Source organism: Photobacterium sp. HL06 (genome assembly GCF_059552575.1).
Window position 1 is genome coordinate 635,866 of record NZ_CM183914.1, and the last position, 20,290, is coordinate 656,155.

The following is a 20,290-nucleotide window of genomic DNA, read 5'->3' on the forward strand; positions in this document are numbered from 1 at the left end:
TTGTAGGGTGTTCGCTGTACGGCCACAGGTCCAGAGGTAGACCAGATTTCGTGACGCGGATAGTAACGAATGGCTCTGGGGGAAACCGTGAAATATCTCTCATATCAATAGATAAAATAGTCAGTTAATTCGATATATTCATTTGAATTAGTGCCTGATCACAAAAAATTATTTTGTTCGGACAGTGTTTCGATCAACAACAGGAATTCGCGCATCCTATGACCCAACAACAAAAATCGCCTGAGCAGGCCGATACCGGCCACACCATCATGCTGGCGGAGCCTCAGGATCTGCAGCCAATGACGTTCCCCCTTCATGGCAACCGCCTGATAGAGGCATCGGCCGGTACCGGAAAAACCTTTACTATAGCCAGCCTATATCTGCGTCTGCTGCTTGGCCACGGCGATAGTGGCAATTGCTTTCCGCGGGAGCTGACCGTTGATCAGATCCTGGTCGTAACCTTCACCGAAGCGGCGACGGCTGAGCTGCGTGACCGTATTCGGCGCCGTATCCACGATGCACGACTGGCTTTTAGCCGTGGTTTCAGTGAAGATCCGGTGATCAAACCTTTGCTGGATGATCTGCTCGATCACAAAGCGGCGGCAGCGATCCTGCTGCAGGCTGAGCGGCAAATGGACGAGGCGGCCATCTTTACCATTCATGGTTTCTGCCAGCGGATGCTTACCCAGAATGCCTTTGAGTCCGGTAGCCTGTTTGACAATGAGTTTGTCACCGAAGAGAGCCACCTGAGAGCACAGGTGGTTGCCGACTATTGGCGCCGTAACTTTTATCCGCTGCCGCGTACGCTGGCAGGCGAAGTACGTAGTATCTGGTCATCGCCGGGCACGTTGCTAAGGGAGATCAATATTTTTCTCTCTGGTGCCGAAGTGGTAATTCGCGCGCCGGAGCTGAAAGGATCGCTGCAGCAGGTCCATGATGACAATATTGAGCGCATTGAGCATGTAAAGCGGCTATGGCGGGCTGATGCCGCCGATTTTCAGGATTTGATTGCCAGCTCCGGGGTCAACAAACGCAGCTATACCAAAACCAGCCTGCCAAAAGCGCTGGCGGAAGTCGGTGCATGGGCAGAGCAGGAGACCACGGGGTACAAGCTGCCAAAGGCACTGGAGAAGTTTGACCAGCAAGTACTGCTGGATAAGACCAGTAAAGGCGCTCCACCTGAGCATCCGGTGTTTGCTGCTATTGGAACCTTGTTGGCCAATAAGCCCAATGTCAAAGATCCCCTGCTGGCACATGCGATAAAAGAATGCCGTCAGCTGCTGGCCGAGGCGAAGCGGCGCAAAGGTTGGCTGTCGTTCGATGATCTGCTAACCCAGCTGGCCGCGGCATTGGCCAATGACACTGAAGGTAGCCTGGCAGCTCGGATCCGCAGCCAGTTTCCGGTCGCAATGATTGATGAGTTCCAGGATACCGATCCGCTGCAATACAGCATTTTTAATACCGTATATGGTGAAGTTCAGCATACAGAAGGTGGCGCTGAGGCATTGTCGGCAGAGTCCGCCTGCGGCCTGTTTATGATCGGGGATCCGAAGCAGGCGATTTACGCCTTCCGCGGTGCAGATATCTTTACTTACATCCAGGCCCGTCGCCAAGTGAAGGCCCATTACACCCTAGGGACCAACTGGCGTTCGACGGCTGAAATGGTGGAAGCGGTGAACTGTATTTTCCAGCAGCCGCAACGACCGTTTATTTATGATCAGGACATCACCTTCCTGCCGGTCAAACATAGCCCGAAAGCGGCCAGCCGTAGCTGGCAACTGGCCGGGACAAAACAGCCTGCCTTGAGTTTCTGGCGTCAGGATGCCGACGAGCCGGTGAAAAAAGGCGATTACAATCAGGTGATGGCGGCCGCGACGGCGGCGGAGATCCAAAAAATCCTGACGTTGTCACAGCAAGGGGAAGCGCTGCTGGTGGATGGCGAGAAAACCAAGCCGATACAGGCTGGCGATGTCTCGGTGCTGGTTCGAACCGGAACAGAAGGGGCGATGATCCGCCAGGCATTGGCAGATCAGGGGATCGCCAGTGTCTATCTGTCGAACCGTGACAGTGTTTTTGCCTGTACCGAAGCGAGCGACATCCAGCGCCTGCTCGTCGCGGTATTGGTGCCGGAGGACGAAAGAGGCCTAAGGGCTGCACTGGCTTCTGGATTGTTTGCGCTCAGTGCCCGTCAGCTAGATGAGCTCAATGTCGATGAAGACAAGTGGGAACAGCATGTTGCGGAATTTCGTGAATACCGCAAGCTGTGGCAAAGCCGGGGTGTGCTGCCGATGTTGCGCCATGTGCTGGCAAGCCGCCGGGTAGCAGAGCGGCTGCTGACTGAAAATGGTGGGGAACGTCGTCTGACCGATATCCTGCATATCGGTGAGCTGCTGCAACAGGCCAGCCAGACGTTAGATAGCGATCATGGCCTGATCCGCTGGCTGGCTGAGCATATTGAAGAGCCAAACGGCAATGCTGACGATCAGCAGTTACGGCTGGAGTCGGATCGTAACCTGGTTCAGATAGTCACTATCCATAAATCCAAAGGGCTAGAATATGACATCGTATTCCTGCCGTTTGTCTGTGGTTACCGTACTGCAGGGATAGCTCTGTTCCATGACGATCAAACTCAGCAGGCCGTGCTGGATGTTACCGAGCAAGAAGAAAGTATGGAGCTGGCCGAGAAAGAGCGCCTGGCTGAAGATCTGCGTCTGATTTATGTGGCCCTAACCCGTGCGGTGTATGGCTGTTATATCGGGATGGCACCACTGCGTAATGGCTTGAGCCGTAAAGAGCCGACAGGATTGCATAATGCCGCGATTGGCTGGCTGGTTCAGGACGGCCAGGAAGGCGGCGTAGCAGATTTGGACACCGCTTTGTCTCGACTCACATCCGTGTCATCGGCGATGGCTATTATACCGCCGCCGGCGTTGCCTGATTCGCCATGGCTCCCCGTGGAAGGTGAACAGCCTGAGCTGGCGGCGTCTGAATTTACGGCCAAGATAGAACGTAGTTGGTGGATCACCAGTTATTCCGGTTTAGTGAAGCAGGGGCACCACAATCATGATGCCTCGTTTGAGCTTCCGGGGTTTGATACCGATTCTTCATCCGACAGCGATAGTGAAGAGGGGGAGCTGATAGAGCCGGAGCGTTCAATTTATACTTTTCCGCGCGGCGCTAGGCCGGGAACCTTCCTGCATACCTTGTTTGAAGAAATTGAATTCACCGAGCCTGTCGAGAGTGAAGCGACCCGAGATAAAATCTTGGAACTGCTGCGGTTGGAAAATTATGACGAAGAATGGCTGCCGGTACTGCAAACCATGATCCGTGATGTGCTGAGCTGCCCACTCGATAGTGATGCTTTGCTGCTGGGTAATATTCCAGCCGTGCAGCGCCTGACCGAGATGGAGTTCATGCTGCCGATCAACGTGCTGTCGGCACCGCTGCTGAACAAGGTCATTGCCCGCCATGATCCACTCTCGGCCCGTGCCGGGGAGCTGGGCTTTGCCACGGTCAGCGGCATGCTAAAGGGCTTTATTGACCTGGTATTTGAGCACCAGGGGCGCTATTACGTATTGGATTGGAAGTCGAACCATCTGGGGGATGATCCTGATGTTTACCGTGGGGAGAAGCTTGAGCAGGCAATGGGCGAGCACCGGTACGATCTGCAGTATCAGCTTTATGCACTGGCCTTGCATCGCTTCCTCAAAAGCCGTAAGGCCAATTACGACTACGAGCAGCACTTTGGCGGGGTCTATTACCTGTTCCTGCGTGGCGTAAGATCGGACAGCAACAGCGGTATTTTCAATGCACGTCCGAGCCTGGAACTACTGACTGAACTGGAAACCCTGATTGACGGAGAACACCTTGATGCTTAAACGGCTTGAATTATTGACTCGGCAGGGTGTACTCCGTCCGTTGGATTATCAGTTTGCCAAGTTTATCTCAACCACGGTGGCAGCTTCAGATGGTGCAAACCTCTGTCAGCTGGTGACAATGGCGGCGGCGTTGGCCAGCGCCGAGCTGGGGCGCGGGCATGTCTGCCTGCCTTTAGCACAGCTCGATACCGGGCACTTGTTTGGCTTAAATGCCGAGCATAGCCAGCAGCTGATGGAAGGCTTGCCAGAGCTGGCGCAATGGGATGCTTTGCTGTCGTCTTCGGTTGCCGTGTCCAATGGTAGTGAGGCGACCCCTTTAGTGCTTGCACACGGCCGTTTGTACCTCAACCGTTATTGGCAATTTGAGCAGACCGTCGCTTCGAGACTGGAGCTGGCCTCATTGGCCGACCAACAAGTATCTGCTATCCAGCCGGAGCAGATGGCTGCCAAGCTCGATGAGTTGTTTGCCCGTAGCTACACCTATCTTTATCAGGCATTGCAGCAATTGAGAAAAGGCGAAAAATCGCAGCCGGATGCCCCTGAGGTGCGCCGCCAGGAAGTCTGTGACAAGCTGGATGTCGTTGCCCCTGAGCAGCTAGATTGGGTTGCTATTGATCAGGTGCTGACGGTGGCTACCCGTGCTGGCGATCTGGCACCGTTGAATACCTTGGTGCCAAATTCAGCTTGCCTGAATTGGCAGAAAGTGGCGGCAGCGGTTGCGCTGACCCGCCAGTTTGCGGTGATCTCGGGAGGCCCGGGAACCGGTAAAACGACCACTGTGGCGAAGTTGCTGGCGGCTTTGGTGACCCAGGCGCTGCAGGCCAGCGGCGAAGGTGAGCTTGAGGTCCCGACGATTAAGCTGGTGGCGCCTACCGGCAAGGCGGCGGCACGCCTGACCGAGTCGATTGGTGCCGCGGTGCAATCTCTGGCGGTTGAGAAAATAGTCAAAGATCATATTCCTACCCAGTCCAGTACGATTCACCGTCTGCTGGGGTCGATTCCGAACCGGGTCGAGTTTCGTCACCATCGCGATAACCCGCTGCACTTGGATGTGTTGGTGGTTGATGAAGCCTCGATGGTGGATTTGCCAATGATGGCACGTTTGCTTGATGCGATGCCGCCTCATGCCAAGCTGATTTTATTGGGCGATCGTGATCAGCTGGCCTCGGTGGAAGCGGGGGCGGTACTCGGTGATATCTGCTCTTTTGCCGAGCAGGGCTATAGCCAGTCGCAGGGCCAGTTGCTGAGCAAGCTGACCGGCTACCAACTTGCGGCAGGGCAGGGCGAAACCGCCGCTGCCGTGGCCGATAGCTTATGTATGCTGCGCAAGAGCTACCGCTTTCATGCTCAATCCGGGATCGGCCAACTGGCAAAGGCGATTAATGCCGGCCAGCCTTACCAGGTTGAGAAAGTATGGCAGCAGGGCTATAAGGATATTAACCATTATCCGCTCAATACCGATAGCTACCAGAGCATGATCAATATGGCGGTGACGTTTTATCGTGATTATCTTGATGCGATTGACAGCAAGCAATCCCCTGCCGAGATACTAAAAGCCTTTGCCAGTGTTCGTTTGTTATGTGCAGTGCGAGAAGGGGATTTTGGTGTCGTTGGACTGAACCAGCGAATTGAACGTGCACTGGCACGGCTCGGTAAAATTAATCCGGGTGATGAGACTTGGTATATTGGTCGACCGGTGATGATCACCCGCAATGATCATGGCCTCGGTTTGTACAATGGTGATATCGGAATTGCGATGTTGGATCCCGAGCCGGATCCCCAAACCGGGCAGCACCGCCTGCGAGTTTATTTTGATATGCCGGATGGCTCTATTCGAGGGGTACTGCCAAGCCGGATCCCCGAACATGAAACGGTTTATGCCATGACCATCCATAAATCGCAGGGATCCGAGTTTGCCGATACCCTGATGGTACTGCCAGCTGAGTTTAGCCCGATACTGACCCGGGAATTAATCTATACCGGGGTAACCCGGGCGAAAGAGAAACTTTATTTGTTTGCGCCGCAAGATGTGGTTAACCGATCCGTTCGATTACGAACGGAACGAGCCAGTGGTTTAGCCAAATTGCTCGGATAAAACATTCGCCAGGCTAAAGGCAGGTGTTATTCCAACGATGAAAAGAGTCAGCAGGTGCTGACTCTTTTTGTTGGAGCGGGGGTTATAAATCGAGAACTAAGATCTTCGAGCGACGCTGGAAGTTATACAGGGCTTTCTTTGCCATCGGCAGTTGCTCAACGCTGGACTCGTAGAATCCTTGTTCACGGAACCAGTGCAGGCTGCGGGTTGTCAGAACGAAGATATGTTTCAGCCCTTGTTCTTTGGCCTGCTGGCGTAGCCTGCTCAGTAGCAGGGCACCACGGTCACCATCGCGATAGTCAGGATGTACTGCGACACAGGCCATTTCGGCTATCTTTTCTTCTGCAAATGGGTATAAGGCCGCACAGCCGATGATCAGGCTGTCACGTTCAATTATGGTGAACTGCTCAATTTCTTGCTCTAGCTGCTCGCGAGAACGACGCACCAGAATGCCATCTTGCTCCAGCGGGCGGATTAACTCCAGGATCCCGCCGATGTCATCAATGCCGGCTCTGCGGACTTTTTCTGCACTGGCCATGACGATCTGCGTACCGATACCGTCAAAAGAGAACAGCTCCTGGATCAGGGCGCCGTCTTCTTTGTAACTGATCAAGTGGCTGCGCGGCACACCTGCGCGGCAGGCACTAATGGCGCCACGGAGAAAACGGCCGGTACCGCAGTCATCGGCGTTGCGATCGATCAGCTGCTGCAGGGCATGCTCTGCTTCGTTGGGCAGCATCTCGGAGGCAGCAGTGCCATCTTCCTCAAGAACCCCTTGCTCGGAGCAAAAGCCTATCAGCTTATCGGCTTTCAATTTTACCGCTAGCTGGGTGGCGACCTCTTCCGAGGTGAGGTTGAAGCATTCCCCGGTGACCGAGCTGGCAACCGGGCCTAATAATACAATGGCATGTTGATCAAGCTGACGGTGGATCCCTTCGATATCAATACGGCGGATCCGGCCACTGTGGTAATAGTCGATCCCGTCATCAATACCCAGCGGCTGGGCGATAATAAAATTGCCGCTGACAACGTTGATCTGTGAACCTGCCATCGGAGTGTTGTTGAGGCCCATGGAAAAACGGGCGGTGATATCGAGTTGCAGCTGGCCGGCTGCCTGTTTCGCCAGCTCAAGCGTACGTTCATCGGTTACGCGAACGCCCTTATGGTAAGGGCTTGAATAGCCCTGGGAGTTGAGTAGCTGGGAGATCTGCGGACGGGCACCATAGACCACGACGATACGCAGGCCGAGGCTATTCAACAAGGCGATATCATTGACGATATGGGAAAAATTGCTGTGGGCAATAGCTTCGCCACCCAGCATGATAATAATGGTTTTGCCACTGTGGGCATTCATATAAGGTGCGGATTGGCGAAATCCTTTGACCAGATCAGTACTTCTCAGCTTCACTGTGATACATCCATGTTTATTATTCGGTTATTTGTCGGCTTGCTAACCACCATCTATCAATGACCGGATTAAAGCAATAATTATGCAAATATAGTGGCTAAATATTTCTCGGTATTCAAGAAATACAGTATCAACACTGTATCGCGTTTTTGGATTCAAGATCCCGTTATTGTATTTCTTGCTCAGCTTTATGCCTTTGTACGGCCTGTGATGAGGTATATTTATTTTTAATTATAATGATTTAACAGCAAAATGAAGAAAGTTCAGTATAAATCTATACAGTTCGCCTTTGTCGTGGCGAGTATCATTGCCGGGCTTATCTTTTCCGCGTTGCTGGCTGTCGGTGCCATTGGCCGTGAGGTGCTTGGGGCAGAGCATGTGATCAGTATTAATGGTATTTGGGTTGAGCGTGATGTAGCCCCCTATGTGGCAGACCGCTTTGAACTTCGCCCGGAAGGCGTCTTTGTTGATGGCCGCCTGGTCAACACCCAGTATGAATGGGACGGTAGTACGCTGACATACCGCCAGGGCGAAGATATCTACATTTATACCTATCTATCTGATCAGCTGGTCCGTCAGCAGCCTGCCCACTATGTTTCATCGTTTTCCCGTGAAGGCTCCCGAGAAGCTTTACGTGAAGGCGTGCATGAATAATTGCCTCTTTTCCTTCCATTTGTCATAAAAAACAAAGCGCTGACATAGCTACCTACATATTTTGTAAAATATCCCTACTTTATTGCACCAATCGCTTTAGGCATACTTGGCGATATTGCTCCACATAATTTCAATAGGTCTTTACCGTGTTTCGTAACGCTACAATTGCAATGTTAATTTTTGGCTTGGCAGGGTGTGCCAAGCCGACTGACCGAGGTCAGCAGTATCTGGATGGCAGCTTTGATCAGGTGCTTAATCAGGTATCGACGGTAGAGTCTGATAAACCCAGGGACTACAGCCAGTTCAGCCGGCAGATGGCGCTGGTGACCGAGCGATCCCCGGCAATGGCTGGCCAATACCAGGCTTTGTATCGCCAGGTTGAAAACTGGGCCGAGCAAAGCGGTGATCCGGCACAGTTGGGGAACTTTGGTATTCAGGTAGCGCAAATGGGCGGGGGAGACAGCAATGGGAACGTCATGTTTACCGGTTATTTTTCACCGGTGATTGAACTGCGTCATGAGCAGGATGAGATATTCCGTTATCCGGTCTACGCCATGCCTGCCTGTGAGGAAGAATGTCCAACTCGGGCGGAAATTTATTCTGGTGCCTTGCAAGGACAAGGGCTTGAACTGGGATACAGTGCGTCGATGCTGGATGTGTTCATGATGGAGGTCCAGGGTAGCGGTTTTGTCCACTTTGACGATAATGATCAGCTGCAGTATTTCGCCTACAACGGTAAGAATGGCCACCGTTATGTCAGTATTGGCAAGGTGCTGATTGAACAAGGAGAAGTGCCTCGTGAGAAAATGTCGCTGAAAGCTATCGAGGACTGGGTGAAATTACAGGATGAAGCGACCGTGCGGGAACTGCTGGAGCAGAACCCGTCTTATGTGTTCTTCAAGCCGCAAGAGAGCCTTGATGTCATGGGGACGGCCGGGATCCCGCTGCAGGCCCATGCCTCTGTCGCAGCCGACCGCAAATACCTGCCGATGGGCAGTGTACTGCTGGCAGAAGTGCCACAGCTCGATAGTGAAGGCAACTGGAACGGGCAGCATGTGCTTAAATTATTAATGGCGCTTGATACCGGCGGCGCGGTGAAGAAAAACCACCTCGACCTGTACCATGGGATGGGGACGCAGGCTGGTATTGACGCTGGCCACTACAAGCACTTCGGCCGGGTCTGGAAGTTGGGTCTGCAGGGGAGTGTCACCGAACAACTCTGGTTAACAGCAGAACAGTAGCCTTACACGTCCTATGAGCCTACCTGTTGGCCTATCTCATAGGCTGGACAATTGTCATCAGAGCGCGTATAAAACGCGCTCATTCTTTATCTGAACGACCCTAGGGCCTGTTTATCTTTCAGCACCACACCTGTAGAGACTAAAAAGGTCTTCAGGCCAGGCACGAAGAATGAAGTTTAGTCGCCTAAATGAGTTCTGAGTAACGCAGAGTGAAGTCTTTTTAGCTTCTACCCAAAGGGCTGGGGCTATTTTTCCCGCTAACTGCGTTGTCGGAATGTCAATATAGATGGCTATGATTGAATCCCTTCGCCTTGTTATCAGGAAAAATCGCCTCCAGCAGGAAAGGCGATGAAAGATAAACAGGCCCTAGCTAGCAGTGAAAAACTTATGCGCGAATTAGAAGCTCCAGCATCAGACAACTACAACCAGCGTTTCGGTGGCACCCGCCGTTTATATGGCAATAGCGAAGTAGAAATACTGCGTGCTGCCCATGTGTGTGTAATTGGTATCGGTGGCGTGGGGTCTTGGGCCGCAGAAGCACTGGCGCGCTCAGGTGTCGGCGAGCTGACGCTGATTGATATGGATGATGTCTGTGTCACCAATATCAACCGTCAGATCCATGCGATGACAGGGACGGTTGGCCAGAGCAAAATTGAAGTAATGGCGGAGCGCATCAAGCTGATCAATCCGGAATGTAAGGTTAACCTGATTGATGACTTTATTACCCCGGAAAATATCCCGGAGTATATTGATAGTCGCTACGATTACATACTCGATGCGATTGACAGCATGAAACCCAAGGCGGCATTGCTGGCTTATTGTAAGAGTAATAAGTTCAAGGTGATCACCACAGGTGGTGCGGGTGGCCAGACGGATCCAACGCAAATTCAAATTACGGATCTGACCAAAACCATTCAAGATCCATTAGCGAAGAAGTTACGTGATACCTTGCGCCGCCATCATAACTTCCCTAAAAACCCAAAGCGTAAATTTGGTATCGATTGTGTGTTCTCGACCGAGCAGCTGAAGTATCCGCAGGCGGATGGTTCGGTATGCAATATCAAAGCAACGGCAGAAGGCCCTAAACGAATGGACTGTGCCAGTGGCTTTGGTGCGGCCACTATGGTGACAGCAACCTTCGGTTTTGTTGCCGTGTCACGGATCCTGCAGAAGCTGATCGCAAAGCATTCTAAGTAGAGCGGTTAACTATAGGTCCTAGGAAAAGCAGGCCCTAGGTTCTAGGCAGAGCAAGAGCTTAGCTTAAGTACGCAGGTTTCTGAAACCTGCAGGACCCAGGACAATAGGACCCGTAATTAAAAACAAAAAAACGAGAGTTCATCCAGACTCTCGCTTTTTTCATTCCCGCTTCCCGGAGCGAAGCGTAACCCGCTATCTCGCTTCCAAGGCGCAGCCGTTAGTTTCCGGCTAGCGTTTTAATCTGCTCGACAATCGCCTTTAGGCCATTGCCGCGCGATGGGCTGAGGTGGGCGATTAGTCCTAGGTTGTCGAAGTAACTGTCGATATCAAACTCACGGATTTCAGCCGCGGTTTTCCCCTCATAAGCAGCTAATACCAAGGTGATCAAGCCGCGCACGATACGGGCATCAGAATCAGCCGCAAAATGGAAGATCTCCCCATCCTGCTGATGGGTCAGCCAGACCTGACTTTCACAGCCGCTCACTTTTAACTGCTCTTGCTTGAGCGTTTCCGGCAGCGCAGGTAGCTTCTTGCCGAGCTGGATGACGTTACGGTATCTGTCTTCCCAGCCATTGGCGGCCTGCATTTGGGCCACGATGGTATCGGTAGTAATTTCCGTGCCGAAAGGGTGGGTGGGTAGTGTCATCGGTCTCTCCAAGGGCCTGTTGATCTTTCAGCGCCACACCTGTAGAGACTAAAAAGGTCTTCAGGCAAGGCACGAAGAATGCGGTTTAGTTCGCTAAATAAGTTCTGAGTAACGCAGAATGAAGCCATTTTAGCCTCTACCCGAAGGGCTGGGGCTATCTTTCCCGCTAGCTGCGTTGTCGGAATATCAATATAGATGGCTATGACTGAATACCTCCGCCTTGTTATCGTGAAAAATTGCCTCCAGCAGGACAAGGCGACGAAAGGTCAACAGGCCCTAGAGCATGCTGCATGCCTTGTGCAGCGCAGCAATAAAGCGTTCAACGTCTTGCTCGGTATTATACAGTGCCAGTGATACCCGTAAGGTGCCGGTTAAACCCAGAGCGTCCAGCATCGGGTGGGCACAGTGATGTCCGGCACGCAACGCAATACCTTGTTGGTCGAGCAAGGTGGCGATATCCTGGTGGTGGACCCCGTCAACGACAAAGGAAAACAGGCTAGCATCGGGCTGAAGGCCGACAATACGCAGATCGTCGATATCTTTAATCCCATCCAGTGCCTGCTGGCGGAGCATGTGGATATGATGCTCGGCAGCCTGGTGATCCAGGTCAGTTAGCCAATTGATGGCTGCAGCCAGTGCCAGGCTACCGGCGACATTGGGTGTCCCGGCCTCAAATTTGCCCGGCAGGGCCGAGAAAGTCGTGCCCTCAAATGACACCTTCTCTACCATCTTGCCGCCACCGTGCCACGGTGGCATGGCTTCCAGTAGTTCATATTTACCGTAAAGGACGCCGATACCTGCCGGGGCAAAGATCTTATGGCCGGAAAAGACATAGAAGTCGGCATCGAGGGCCTGGACATCCACTTTTTCATGGGCCACGGCCTGGGCGCCGTCGATCACGGTTACCGCTCCTTGCTGGTGGGCGGCAGCAATGATCTCTTCGACTGGGTTACGGGTACCGGTGACATTGGTGATATGGGCGACGGCAACAATTTTTGTCTGGCTGCCGAGGCGCTGGCGGAAAGCGTCCATATCGAGGGTACAGTCTGTGCTCATCGGAATTTTGACCACCTTGGCACCGGTCTGCTCGGCGACGATTTGCCACGGCACGATGTTGGCGTGGTGTTCTAGCTCGCTGACCAGGATCTCATCGCCCGGTTTCAGGTTCTGGCGGGCATAGGTCTGGGCAATCAGGTTCAGGGCTTCGGTGGCACCGCGGGTCCAGATAATTTCTTTATGTTGCTTGGCGTTAATGAACTGCTGCACGATGGTTCGTGCCTGTTCGAACTGCGCCGTTGCGGCCGCGGTAAGGGTATGGCTGCCGCGGTGGACATTGGCGTTGTGACCACTGTAATACTGCTGGATCGTCTCGATAACAATTTTAGGCTTTTGTGTGGTTGCCGCACTGTCGAGGTAGACGAGGGGCTGACCATTGCAGTCTTGGGCGAGTGCCGGAAACTGTTGGCGAATTTGGTTGATATCAAATTGAGCAGTCATGGTGAGTCACATTGCAAAATAGAAGGTGGCGATCATGCCATTATTTGCCGTAAGAGCAAGGGCTAAGGTTAATTATAATGGTACTGGGAAGGGGTGCGTGGTATCGCCAGGAAAGCGAGATAAAAAAAAAGCACTGCGTTGGGGCGCAGTGCCAACAATAAACTTTGACAGACAGGTCAAAAATACAGGAAGTAAAATTGGTAGATTGACTACCTGTCCGGCACAACCCGGACAATATGCAAACACAACATCGCAACTATGAGCGAGAGTTAATCGCCTGAGAGCAGAAAACTGAACCTCCCTCACCATTGCGAAGCAAATCATAGGGTTTATGTAGCACTTGAACAATGGACAATTTATAATGTTTAGCATAAAAAAAACTAATGCAGGAAGACTATGTCGAGACGTTTACCTCCACTAAACTCACTGAAAGTGTTCGAAGCTGCGGCAAGACACTTGAGTTTTACCCGTGCAGCCGAAGAGTTATTTGTCACACAAGCTGCTGTAAGCCACCAAATTAAAGCCCTTGAAGAATTTTTGGGGCTCAAATTATTTCGCCGGAGAAACCGCTCATTACTGATGACTGAGGAGGGGCAAAGCTACTTTCTCGACATCAAAGACATCTTTTCTGCAATCTCAGATGCCACGGATAAGGTCTTGGAACGCGGCGCGAAAGGAGCGTTAACCATTAGTTTACCTCCTAGTTTTGCGATCCAATGGCTGGTGCCGCGACTGGCCGATTTTAATGGGCAGCATCCGGATATCGATGTCCGGATCAAAGCCGTTGATCTTGATGAAGGATCCCTGACTGATGATGTCGATGTCGCTATTTATTATGGCCGCGGTAACTGGCAGGGGCTGCGTGCCGACAAGCTCTACCAGGAATTTCTGCTACCCGTCTGTTCGCCAATGTTACTGGCGGGATCTAAACCGCTGCGCACGCTGACGGATCTGAAACATCATACCTTGCTCCATGATACGTCGCGTAAAGAATGGAAAAACTTTGTCCGCCACCATGAAATTGTCGGTACCAATGTCAACCAGGGGCCAATTTTCAGCCACTCGACCATGGTGCTGCAGGCTGCCGTGCATGGCCAGGGCATTGCGCTTGGCAATAATGTGCTGGCCCAGCCCGAACTGGAAGCAGGACGCCTGGTGTGCCCGTTTGACGAGGTGCTGATGAGCAAGAATGCCTTCTACCTAGTGTGCCAGGAGAAGCAGGCTGAAACCGGCCGTATCCAGATCTTCCGCGATTGGGTACTGGCTAAAGCTGCCCGTGAACAAGAGGATATGCCGGATGTCTGATATGCAAACATTGCCTGAATACTTAATTGATGGGCCGGAGGGCGACGGTGCCGTCGCCACGTTCTTGTTTGCCCATGGTGCCGGGGCAGGGATGGATCATGAGTTCATGACAGCTATTGCACACGGTTTGGCCAAGCAGGGGATCCGGGTGGTGCGCTTTGATTTCCCGTATATGGTGAAACGCCGGGAAGACGGCAAAAAACGCCCACCGGATCGCCAGCCCAAATTGTTGCTTGATTTCCAGCACCATATTGATGCTTTTGCCGATGGTAAACTGGTGATTGGCGGTAAGTCGATGGGCGGGCGCATGGCCAGTATTATGGTTAGCGATGTTGCAGCAGAGTCACCCGATGTTGAAAACTGCACGGCGAAAGTGCAGGGCGTCGCGTGTCTGGGCTTTCCTTTTCACCCGCCGGGCAAACCGGAAAACTTTCGCGGCGAGCACCTGAAAGTAGCAACCTTGCCGACACTCATTTTGCAGGGAGAACGCGATACGTTTGGTACCCGACCTGAAGTGGAAGGTTGGGAATATGCAGATTCTGTTGCGGTGAAATTTCTACCCGACGGTGATCATAGCTTTAAACCAAGAAAAGCATCGGGCTATACCGAGCAGCAGAACCGGGACCGAACGGTTGAGTTACTGGCCGCCTTTATCAAGGAGTGTGTTGATGCTGCCTAACACTCAGATGCCAAGAATCATCTTACTTTTCGCAACCTTAAGTGGCGCAATCACGGTCGCACTGGGCGCGTTTGCTGCCCATGGCTTAAAGGCCCAGCTGGCGCCATATTTGCTGGATGTATTTAAAACCGGTGTCCAGTATCAGGCTTGGCATAGCCTGGCCTTATTGGGATGTGGAATCTGGGCACGCATTATGCCGACAAAAGCGGTATTATACGCAGCCCTGTTTTTTACAGTGGGTATTTTATTCTTCAGTGGCAGCCTGTATGCGTTGGCGCTGACGGAGATAAAATGGTTCGGCCCCATCACACCATTAGGGGGCATGTGTTTTATTATTGGCTGGGTGGCGCTTGCAGTGGCTGCCTGGCGCTCAGCTTGAGGGTTCAAAGTGAATCACGTTATATTGTACTGTCGTCCAGGCTTTGAAAAAGAATGTGCCGGTGAAGTTCAGGACAAAGCAAACAAACTGGAGTTGTATGGTTTTCCTCGGGCGAAAAGCAATACCGGTTATGTTGTATTTGAGTTTTATCAGCAGGGTGATGCCGAGAAATTCATTAAGCTACAGCCATTTTCTTCGTTGATTTTTGCTCGCCAGATGTTTGCGGCGGCGCCATTATTGACGGATTTACCGCAGGATGATCGTATCTCACCGATCCTTGAAGCGGTTGAAGGCTTCCCGCGTTGTGGTGAGCTTCGGGTTGAAACCCCGGATACTAATGAAGCAAAGGAACTATTGAAGTTCTGCCGTAAGTTTACGGTACCGCTGCGTCAGGTAATGCGTAAAAAAGACATCCTGTATGCGAAAGATAACGCATGGAAGCCTGTGCTCCATATTTGCTTTATCGCCCCGGGCTGTTGCTATGTTGGTTATTCGCTATCGAACAACAACTCACAGTTCTTTATGGGTATTCCGCGCCTGAAATTCCCTTCTGATGCGCCAAGCCGATCAACGCTAAAGCTGGAAGAAGCTTTCCATGTCTTCATTCCGCGCGAGGAGTGGGACGAGCGACTGGCTTCGGGGATGTGGGGTGTCGATCTGGGTGCTTGCCCGGGCGGTTGGACTTATCAGCTGGTGAAGCGTTCGATGTTTGTCCATTCGATTGATAACGGTCAGATGGCGCAGAGCCTGATGGATACCGGCCAGGTGAAGCACCATGAAGTCGATGGCTTTAAATTTGAACCTGCACGCAAGAACGTCACCTGGATTGTCTGTGACATGATTGAGAAGCCGGCTCGCGTGGCACATCTGATGGGTGACTGGATGATCAAGGCGTGGGCGAAAGAGGCTATTTTCAACCTCAAGCTGCCAATGAAAGGCCGTTATGACGAAGTGCTGCAGGATATCGAAAACCTGAAAGAGTACATGACGCAGAATGGCGTGAAGTTCAAGCTACAGGCCAAACACCTGTATCACGATCGCGAAGAAATTACGGTACACATCCAACGCCTGGATAACCGCTCGCCACATTAATAGAGAACTGTGTTCTAGCTGCAAGCGATAATAAAACGCCATCATTGTTGATGGCGTTTTTGGTCTTAGTGTTTAGCCTGGCTGCTGATAGCGAATATCTTGCAGGTTAAAACCCAGCTGGAGATCGGTTTTCAGCGAGGCGACCTGCTTGCTAGCGGTAGCCATGTCATGGTGTTCACCAACTTTTTTCTGCCATTTGGCCGGTAAATCATCGGCGGCGATAATCGCTTCAAGGTTGGGGTACAACGAGAGTAGCTCAACGGCTGCTTTCGGACCGATACCCGGGATGCCGGGGATTTTGCTGGAGCTGATCCCGGCCAGTCCCCAATAGTCCGGTAACTGCTCGGGCTTAACCCCGTACTCTTTTTCGATAAATGGGCTGTCGAGCCAGCGTTGCTGAAAGTAATCCCGGATACGCAGCGTTGGCCGTAGCAGCTGGCAATACCCTTTGTCGGTTGAAACAATCGTGACTTGCTGGCCGCGATCGGCCACTTTCAGTGCCAGGGTTGCGACTAAATCATCGGCCTCATCGCCATCAGACAGCAATGAGTCGATCCCGATAGCCATAAAGGCATCCTGGATTTCATCCATCCCTGCAAGCAACTCCGGCGGCATTGGCTTGCGGCCTTCTTTGTAATGCGGTAGCAGATCAGCGCGCCAGCCCCGGTCTTCACCGTGGTGATCAAATACGGCCACAATATGGGTTGGGTTACTACTGTTGATGATTTTGCCCAGTGCCTGGCAGCATACGCGAGCAGTATTTTGTACATCGGGCTCCCCTGGCTGGGCAGCATGGACGCGTCGAATAAGGTTTAGGGCATCAATAACAACAAGATGGATAGACATAATGGCGATTAACGTTGATCAAAAAAGGGCCGGTATAGGCCCTTTATTGTACGCATTGCGCTGTCAGAGTGTAACCGTTGGTAGCATTATTCCCGAGACAATTTCTTTCCAGCTATTTGCCGTTGCCCGGGTTGGTGATGATTTCATAGCATGGTTCGTACTTTGAACCGGGCAGCTTCATACGCTGTTGCTCAACAAAGCTTTTCAGTAGCTTATCCATCCGTTTCATGAGCGCAATATCGCCATTGATCTGGAATGGTCCCTTACGTTCTATTTCTCTAATCCCTTCTTCTTTGACATTGCCGGCGACGATCCCTGAGAACGCCCGGCGTAAATTGGCGGCCAGGTGTTCGGGGCGCTGATTCATATGCAGGTCGAGGCTGGACATTGAGTCATGGGTTGGCTCAAACGGCAGCTGGAACTCCGGTGGAATTTTCAGCGACCAGTTATAGCTGTAGGCATCGCCGGTAGCCAGCCGCTGCTCTTTGATCAGTGGCATCGCTGCTTTCATCACCCGGGCCACTTTGGCGGGATCATCAATGATGATCTCATAGTGCTTGGTTGCCGCTTCGCCCAGAGTGTCCTGGATAAAGCTGTCGAGAGTACGGAAATATGGTTCGCTCTCTTTAGGTCCGGTCAATACTAGAGGAAATGGTTGGTGGTTGTTTTCCGGGTGCATCAGAATGCCAAGGATATACAGTAGCTCCTCGGCCGTGCCCGCGCCCCCCGGAAAAATGACAATACCATGGCCGGCACGGACAAAGGCTTCGAGGCGCTTTTCGATATCCGGTAGGATCACCAGTTCATTGACAATCGGGTTAGGTGGCTCGGCGGCAATGATAGATGGCTCGGTCAGGCCAATAAAGCGGCTTTTTGCATAGCGTTGCTTGGCATGGCCGATGGCAGCCCCTTTCATAGGCCCCTCCATTGCTCCTGGCCCACAGCCGGTACAGATATTAAGTTCGCGAAGCCCCAGTTCATGGCCGACTTCACGGGTATATTGAAATTCTATCGGGTTGATGGAGTGGCCACCCCAGCAAACAACAATATTGGGATCTTCGCCAGAACGCACTGTTTGGGCGTTGCGCAGTACACTAAATACAAAGTTGGTGATATGCGGTGCGCTGGTCAGGTTGATATCATTGCGCTGCTTGACATGCATATTGACGTAGACGATATCCCGCAGTACCGCGAACATATGTTCCTGGATACCGCGGATGATCCTACCATCGACAAAGGCATGCTCTGGAGGATTCATGAGCTCGAGCTTGATCCCGCGTTCCCTGCGCATAACGTTGACATCAAAGCTCTTATATTTCTCCAGTAGCTCTTTGGAGTTGTCGGTATGGCTACCTGAGTTAAGTACTGCCAACGAACAGTTACGATACAAGCGGTATAAATTACTGGATGCCGTTGCCTTTAGGCGGTCTACTTCTAATTGTGAAAGTAGATCCATGGCACCGACAGGACTGATGTGAGTAATCATGGTTACCTCCCTGGTCACGATGAAACGGCTTTACTCACGGTGTTCGTATTATTTTAATAAGAGTAAGCAAGCAGAGCCGGAGAGAGAAAAATCTCAGAGGTGTTTTTAAGTAATGTGCGTTATTGCATATGTTTCTTAAAAATCAGTCTGTTATTTCACAATACACAGGGAATCGTAATTTGACCAGAAATTGATGTGCCAGATGATGGCTCAGGAAGAATTATGCAGAAAAGAAGGGGTTAGGAAATCCACAGCATGCGATTACTGCCAGTACTCTTGGCACTGAACAGCGCTTTGTCGGTACGCTCAACAACATCACTTGGGGTGTCATTACCGTCAAACAGGGTCGCGCCAATGGATACACTGATAGAAACGTTCTGCTCACGGAAGCGGAAAGGCAGCTGGGTAATAGTTTCTCGGATTTTTCCGAGGCACTTATTACGCTCCTCCTCGTTGATATCCGGGAGAATAATCATAAACTCGTCATCCCCGAAGCGGGCAATAAAATCAGTTTCACCTAAGGTTTGGCGAATCGTTCGGGCGATGATTTTTAGTACCTTGTCACCTGCAAGGTGACCATAGCTGTCGTTTATCTCTTTAAACTGGTCAATATCGATCATCGCGACGCATACCGGGTGCTGGTAGCGTAGCCAGCGGCGATATTCATGTTCTAGGCGATCATTAAGGGCTGCACGGTTGTATACCCGGGTCAGGTTATCGAGGAACATTTTCCGTTCTTGGTCATTAAGCCGACGGCGGTAGTCCTGGGTTTGTTCAAATAGGCTATGGATTTTTGTTTCGTTATAGCCCAGTTGCTCGACCAATGCTTTCTCGCGTTTCTCGAGAGCCCGGTTACGCTCGGCGAGTACCAGCAGCTCCTTGGTGAGCTCGGTGAGTGTCGGGCGCCAGTGTTCAAGGTTTTTCTGATCGCTCAACCCTTGCCGGATGGTACTGGCCAAGCTGGCAAGCTCGGAGGTCATTTCGCTGCGATGTTCGTACAGTGCTTCGCTTTGGCCGACACTTTGGTTGGTGGTTTTCTGTAGCGTGGCCAAATCACTATTCACGCCGTCGAGAAACTGCTGTGACGAGCGGCGTTCTTGGCGGGTACCATCGAGTACCAGGCGCAGTACTTCTAGGGAAAGTTCAATCAGGGTTTGTGGCGTCACGCCGATCAGAAGGCGGTTGCGAATTGTCAGTAGCTTGTCACCAGGCTCCCCTTCAAAGTCGAGCTCGGTGATTAGCTGCTGCAGTTCACTGGTCAGCTGAAGCTGCAGGTCGTGATCCAGGGTATCTTTCATTACCATGGCATCACTGGAAACGGACATCAGCTTCAGGGCGCGCTCGTATAATTCTAAGATCCGGATGGCCTGCTGGTGAGTCTGGGCCAGAGTATCAGAGGGTTGCCCCAGTAAATTACGCAGTTCTCGTTTAAGCTGTGCCGGCAAACCAGGAACCCGCTTCAGGGTTTCGCCACTTTGATTAACCTGCTGTTTTAGCTGGTTGTTTTCTTTTTCGGTGAAGTTTCCTTGGCGGGTGACAAGGCGCTCAATGATGGCTAAACGCGGAATTAGTTTGCTGATATCCTTTTGCTGTTCAAGCTCGATACGAAGTTCGCTCAGTTTTTTGTCGAGCTCACTGTCCAACCCGCGGCAGGCAACGGATAAACGGCTGATCAAACGCTTGAGTATCACAATCTCACGACGGGACTTCAGCGAAGCGTCGCGATAGGATAATTGAGCTTGGTCTAAACGTAGCCTCAATTTACTCACTTCAGAAGCTACGGCGTTTATATCAGTCACGTTGTTATAAAATTACCTTACCAGTGTGGACCCTTTCTTATCAGCAGTTTAGTCTCTGAGCGACGAAACATGCTAGCAAAATTGGTAG

16 protein-coding genes are annotated in these 20,290 nt (G+C 51.8%); 10 read left to right on the forward strand and 6 right to left on the reverse strand.

Annotated features, from left to right (window positions below; translation table 11 throughout):
* Window positions 1-269: 269 nt before the first annotated feature.
* Together recB and recD are read left to right on the forward strand one after the other, a co-directional pair.
* Entirely contained in the window at window positions 270-3,878 is a 3,609-nt protein-coding gene (recB, locus tag AC51G0_RS03145) for an exodeoxyribonuclease V subunit beta (RefSeq protein WP_496301859.1), read from the forward strand.
* Window positions 3,871-5,973, forward strand: coding sequence for an exodeoxyribonuclease V subunit alpha (gene recD / locus AC51G0_RS03150; protein ID WP_496300637.1), 2,103 nt, complete (start codon window positions 3,871-3,873; stop codon window positions 5,971-5,973). The genes recB and recD overlap by 8 nt, the downstream gene beginning before the upstream one ends.
* 82 nt (window positions 5,974-6,055) lie before the next feature.
* On the opposite strand, the gene argA is transcribed toward recD, so the two are convergent.
* The gene (gene argA, locus AC51G0_RS03155; RefSeq protein WP_496300638.1) at window positions 6,056-7,381 is read right to left on the reverse strand and encodes an amino-acid N-acetyltransferase; all 1,326 of its coding nucleotides are present in this window, start codon (window positions 7,379-7,381) and stop codon (window positions 6,056-6,058) included.
* A 252-nt stretch (window positions 7,382-7,633) separates the two neighbouring features.
* On the opposite strand from argA, the gene AC51G0_RS03160 reads away from it, so the two are divergent.
* From AC51G0_RS03160 to tcdA, 3 genes are all read left to right on the forward strand, one after another.
* Window positions 7,634-8,035 (forward strand): DUF2850 domain-containing protein, encoded by a 402-nt coding sequence (locus AC51G0_RS03160; RefSeq protein WP_496300639.1) that lies wholly within the window; start codon window positions 7,634-7,636, stop codon window positions 8,033-8,035.
* Window positions 8,036-8,181: 146 nt separating this feature from the next.
* On the forward strand, window positions 8,182-9,276 hold the full coding sequence (gene mltA / locus AC51G0_RS03165) for a murein transglycosylase A (RefSeq protein WP_496300640.1): 1,095 nt from the start codon (window positions 8,182-8,184) through the stop codon (window positions 9,274-9,276).
* A gap of 387 nt (window positions 9,277-9,663) precedes the next feature.
* Window positions 9,664-10,473: a tRNA cyclic N6-threonylcarbamoyladenosine(37) synthase TcdA gene (gene tcdA, locus AC51G0_RS03170; RefSeq protein WP_496301860.1), complete on the forward strand. Its 810-nt coding sequence runs from the start codon at window positions 9,664-9,666 to the stop codon at window positions 10,471-10,473.
* A gap of 217 nt (window positions 10,474-10,690) precedes the next feature.
* Here the strand turns inward: tcdA and csdE are convergent, their stop codons facing one another.
* Together csdE and csdA are read right to left on the reverse strand one after the other, a co-directional pair.
* Complete coding sequence (gene csdE, locus AC51G0_RS03175) at window positions 10,691-11,119, reverse strand: cysteine desulfurase sulfur acceptor subunit CsdE (protein ID WP_496300641.1); 429 nt, start codon at window positions 11,117-11,119, stop codon at window positions 10,691-10,693.
* A 276-nt stretch (window positions 11,120-11,395) separates the two neighbouring features.
* Window positions 11,396-12,616 carry a cysteine desulfurase CsdA gene (csdA, locus tag AC51G0_RS03180; protein ID WP_496300642.1) on the reverse strand — a complete coding sequence of 407 codons (1,221 nt, stop codon included), beginning with the start codon at window positions 12,614-12,616 and terminating at the stop codon, window positions 11,396-11,398.
* 34 nt (window positions 12,617-12,650) lie between these two features.
* Between csdA and AC51G0_RS03185 the strand changes: the two genes are divergently transcribed.
* The 5 genes from AC51G0_RS03185 (at window position 12,651) to rlmM (ending at window position 16,071) form a co-directional block, all read left to right on the forward strand.
* A complete protein-coding gene (locus AC51G0_RS03185) occupies window positions 12,651-12,878 on the forward strand; it encodes a hypothetical protein (protein WP_496300643.1) in 228 nt (75 codons plus the stop codon).
* Window positions 12,879-13,012: 134 nt separating this feature from the next.
* The gene (locus tag AC51G0_RS03190; RefSeq protein ID WP_496300644.1) at window positions 13,013-13,921 is read left to right on the forward strand and encodes a transcriptional regulator GcvA; all 909 of its coding nucleotides are present in this window, start codon (window positions 13,013-13,015) and stop codon (window positions 13,919-13,921) included.
* A complete protein-coding gene (locus AC51G0_RS03195) occupies window positions 13,914-14,600 on the forward strand; it encodes an alpha/beta family hydrolase (RefSeq protein WP_496300645.1) in 687 nt (228 codons plus the stop codon). Before AC51G0_RS03190 ends, AC51G0_RS03195 begins: the two co-directional genes overlap by 8 nt.
* A complete protein-coding gene (locus tag AC51G0_RS03200) occupies window positions 14,590-14,979 on the forward strand; it encodes a DUF423 domain-containing protein (protein WP_496300646.1) in 390 nt (129 codons plus the stop codon). Before AC51G0_RS03195 ends, AC51G0_RS03200 begins: the two co-directional genes overlap by 11 nt.
* Window positions 14,980-14,988: 9 nt before the next feature.
* Window positions 14,989-16,071 carry a 23S rRNA (cytidine(2498)-2'-O)-methyltransferase RlmM gene (gene rlmM / locus AC51G0_RS03205; protein WP_496300647.1) on the forward strand — a complete coding sequence of 361 codons (1,083 nt, stop codon included), beginning with the start codon at window positions 14,989-14,991 and terminating at the stop codon, window positions 16,069-16,071.
* A gap of 72 nt (window positions 16,072-16,143) precedes the next feature.
* Here rlmM and xni read toward each other — a convergent pair whose 3' ends face one another.
* From xni to AC51G0_RS03220, 3 genes are all read right to left on the reverse strand, one after another.
* On the reverse strand, window positions 16,144-16,917 hold the full coding sequence (gene xni, locus AC51G0_RS03210; protein WP_496300648.1) for a flap endonuclease Xni: 774 nt from the start codon (window positions 16,915-16,917) through the stop codon (window positions 16,144-16,146).
* A gap of 112 nt (window positions 16,918-17,029) precedes the next feature.
* On the reverse strand, window positions 17,030-18,403 hold the full coding sequence (gene ppnN, locus AC51G0_RS03215) for a nucleotide 5'-monophosphate nucleosidase PpnN (protein WP_496300649.1): 1,374 nt from the start codon (window positions 18,401-18,403) through the stop codon (window positions 17,030-17,032).
* Between the two features lie 239 nt (window positions 18,404-18,642).
* Entirely contained in the window at window positions 18,643-20,202 is a 1,560-nt protein-coding gene (locus AC51G0_RS03220; RefSeq protein WP_496300650.1) for a GGDEF domain-containing protein, read from the reverse strand.
* Window positions 20,203-20,290: the final 88 nt, after the last annotated feature.

Bases quoted from the DNA above. Each gene is read 5' to 3' on its own strand.
- xni (WP_496300648.1), bottom strand. From the start codon at position 16,917: ATGTCTATCCATCTTGTTGTTATTGATGCCCTAAACCTTATTCGACGC.
- recB (WP_496301859.1), top strand. From the start codon at position 270: ATGCTGGCGGAGCCTCAGGATCTGCAGCCAATGACGTTCCCCCTTCAT.
- csdE (WP_496300641.1), bottom strand. From the start codon at position 11,119: ATGACACTACCCACCCACCCTTTCGGCACGGAAATTACTACCGATACC.
- AC51G0_RS03185 (WP_496300643.1), top strand. From the start codon at position 12,651: ATGCCATTATTTGCCGTAAGAGCAAGGGCTAAGGTTAATTATAATGGT.
- tcdA (WP_496301860.1), top strand. From the start codon at position 9,664: ATGCGCGAATTAGAAGCTCCAGCATCAGACAACTACAACCAGCGTTTC.
- AC51G0_RS03160 (WP_496300639.1), top strand. From the start codon at position 7,634: ATGAAGAAAGTTCAGTATAAATCTATACAGTTCGCCTTTGTCGTGGCG.
- recD (WP_496300637.1), top strand. From the start codon at position 3,871: ATGCTTAAACGGCTTGAATTATTGACTCGGCAGGGTGTACTCCGTCCG.
- ppnN (WP_496300649.1), bottom strand. From the start codon at position 18,403: ATGATTACTCACATCAGTCCTGTCGGTGCCATGGATCTACTTTCACAA.
- csdA (WP_496300642.1), bottom strand. From the start codon at position 12,616: ATGACTGCTCAATTTGATATCAACCAAATTCGCCAACAGTTTCCGGCA.
- AC51G0_RS03190 (WP_496300644.1), top strand. From the start codon at position 13,013: ATGTCGAGACGTTTACCTCCACTAAACTCACTGAAAGTGTTCGAAGCT.
- AC51G0_RS03200 (WP_496300646.1), top strand. From the start codon at position 14,590: ATGCTGCCTAACACTCAGATGCCAAGAATCATCTTACTTTTCGCAACC.
- AC51G0_RS03195 (WP_496300645.1), top strand. From the start codon at position 13,914: ATGTCTGATATGCAAACATTGCCTGAATACTTAATTGATGGGCCGGAG.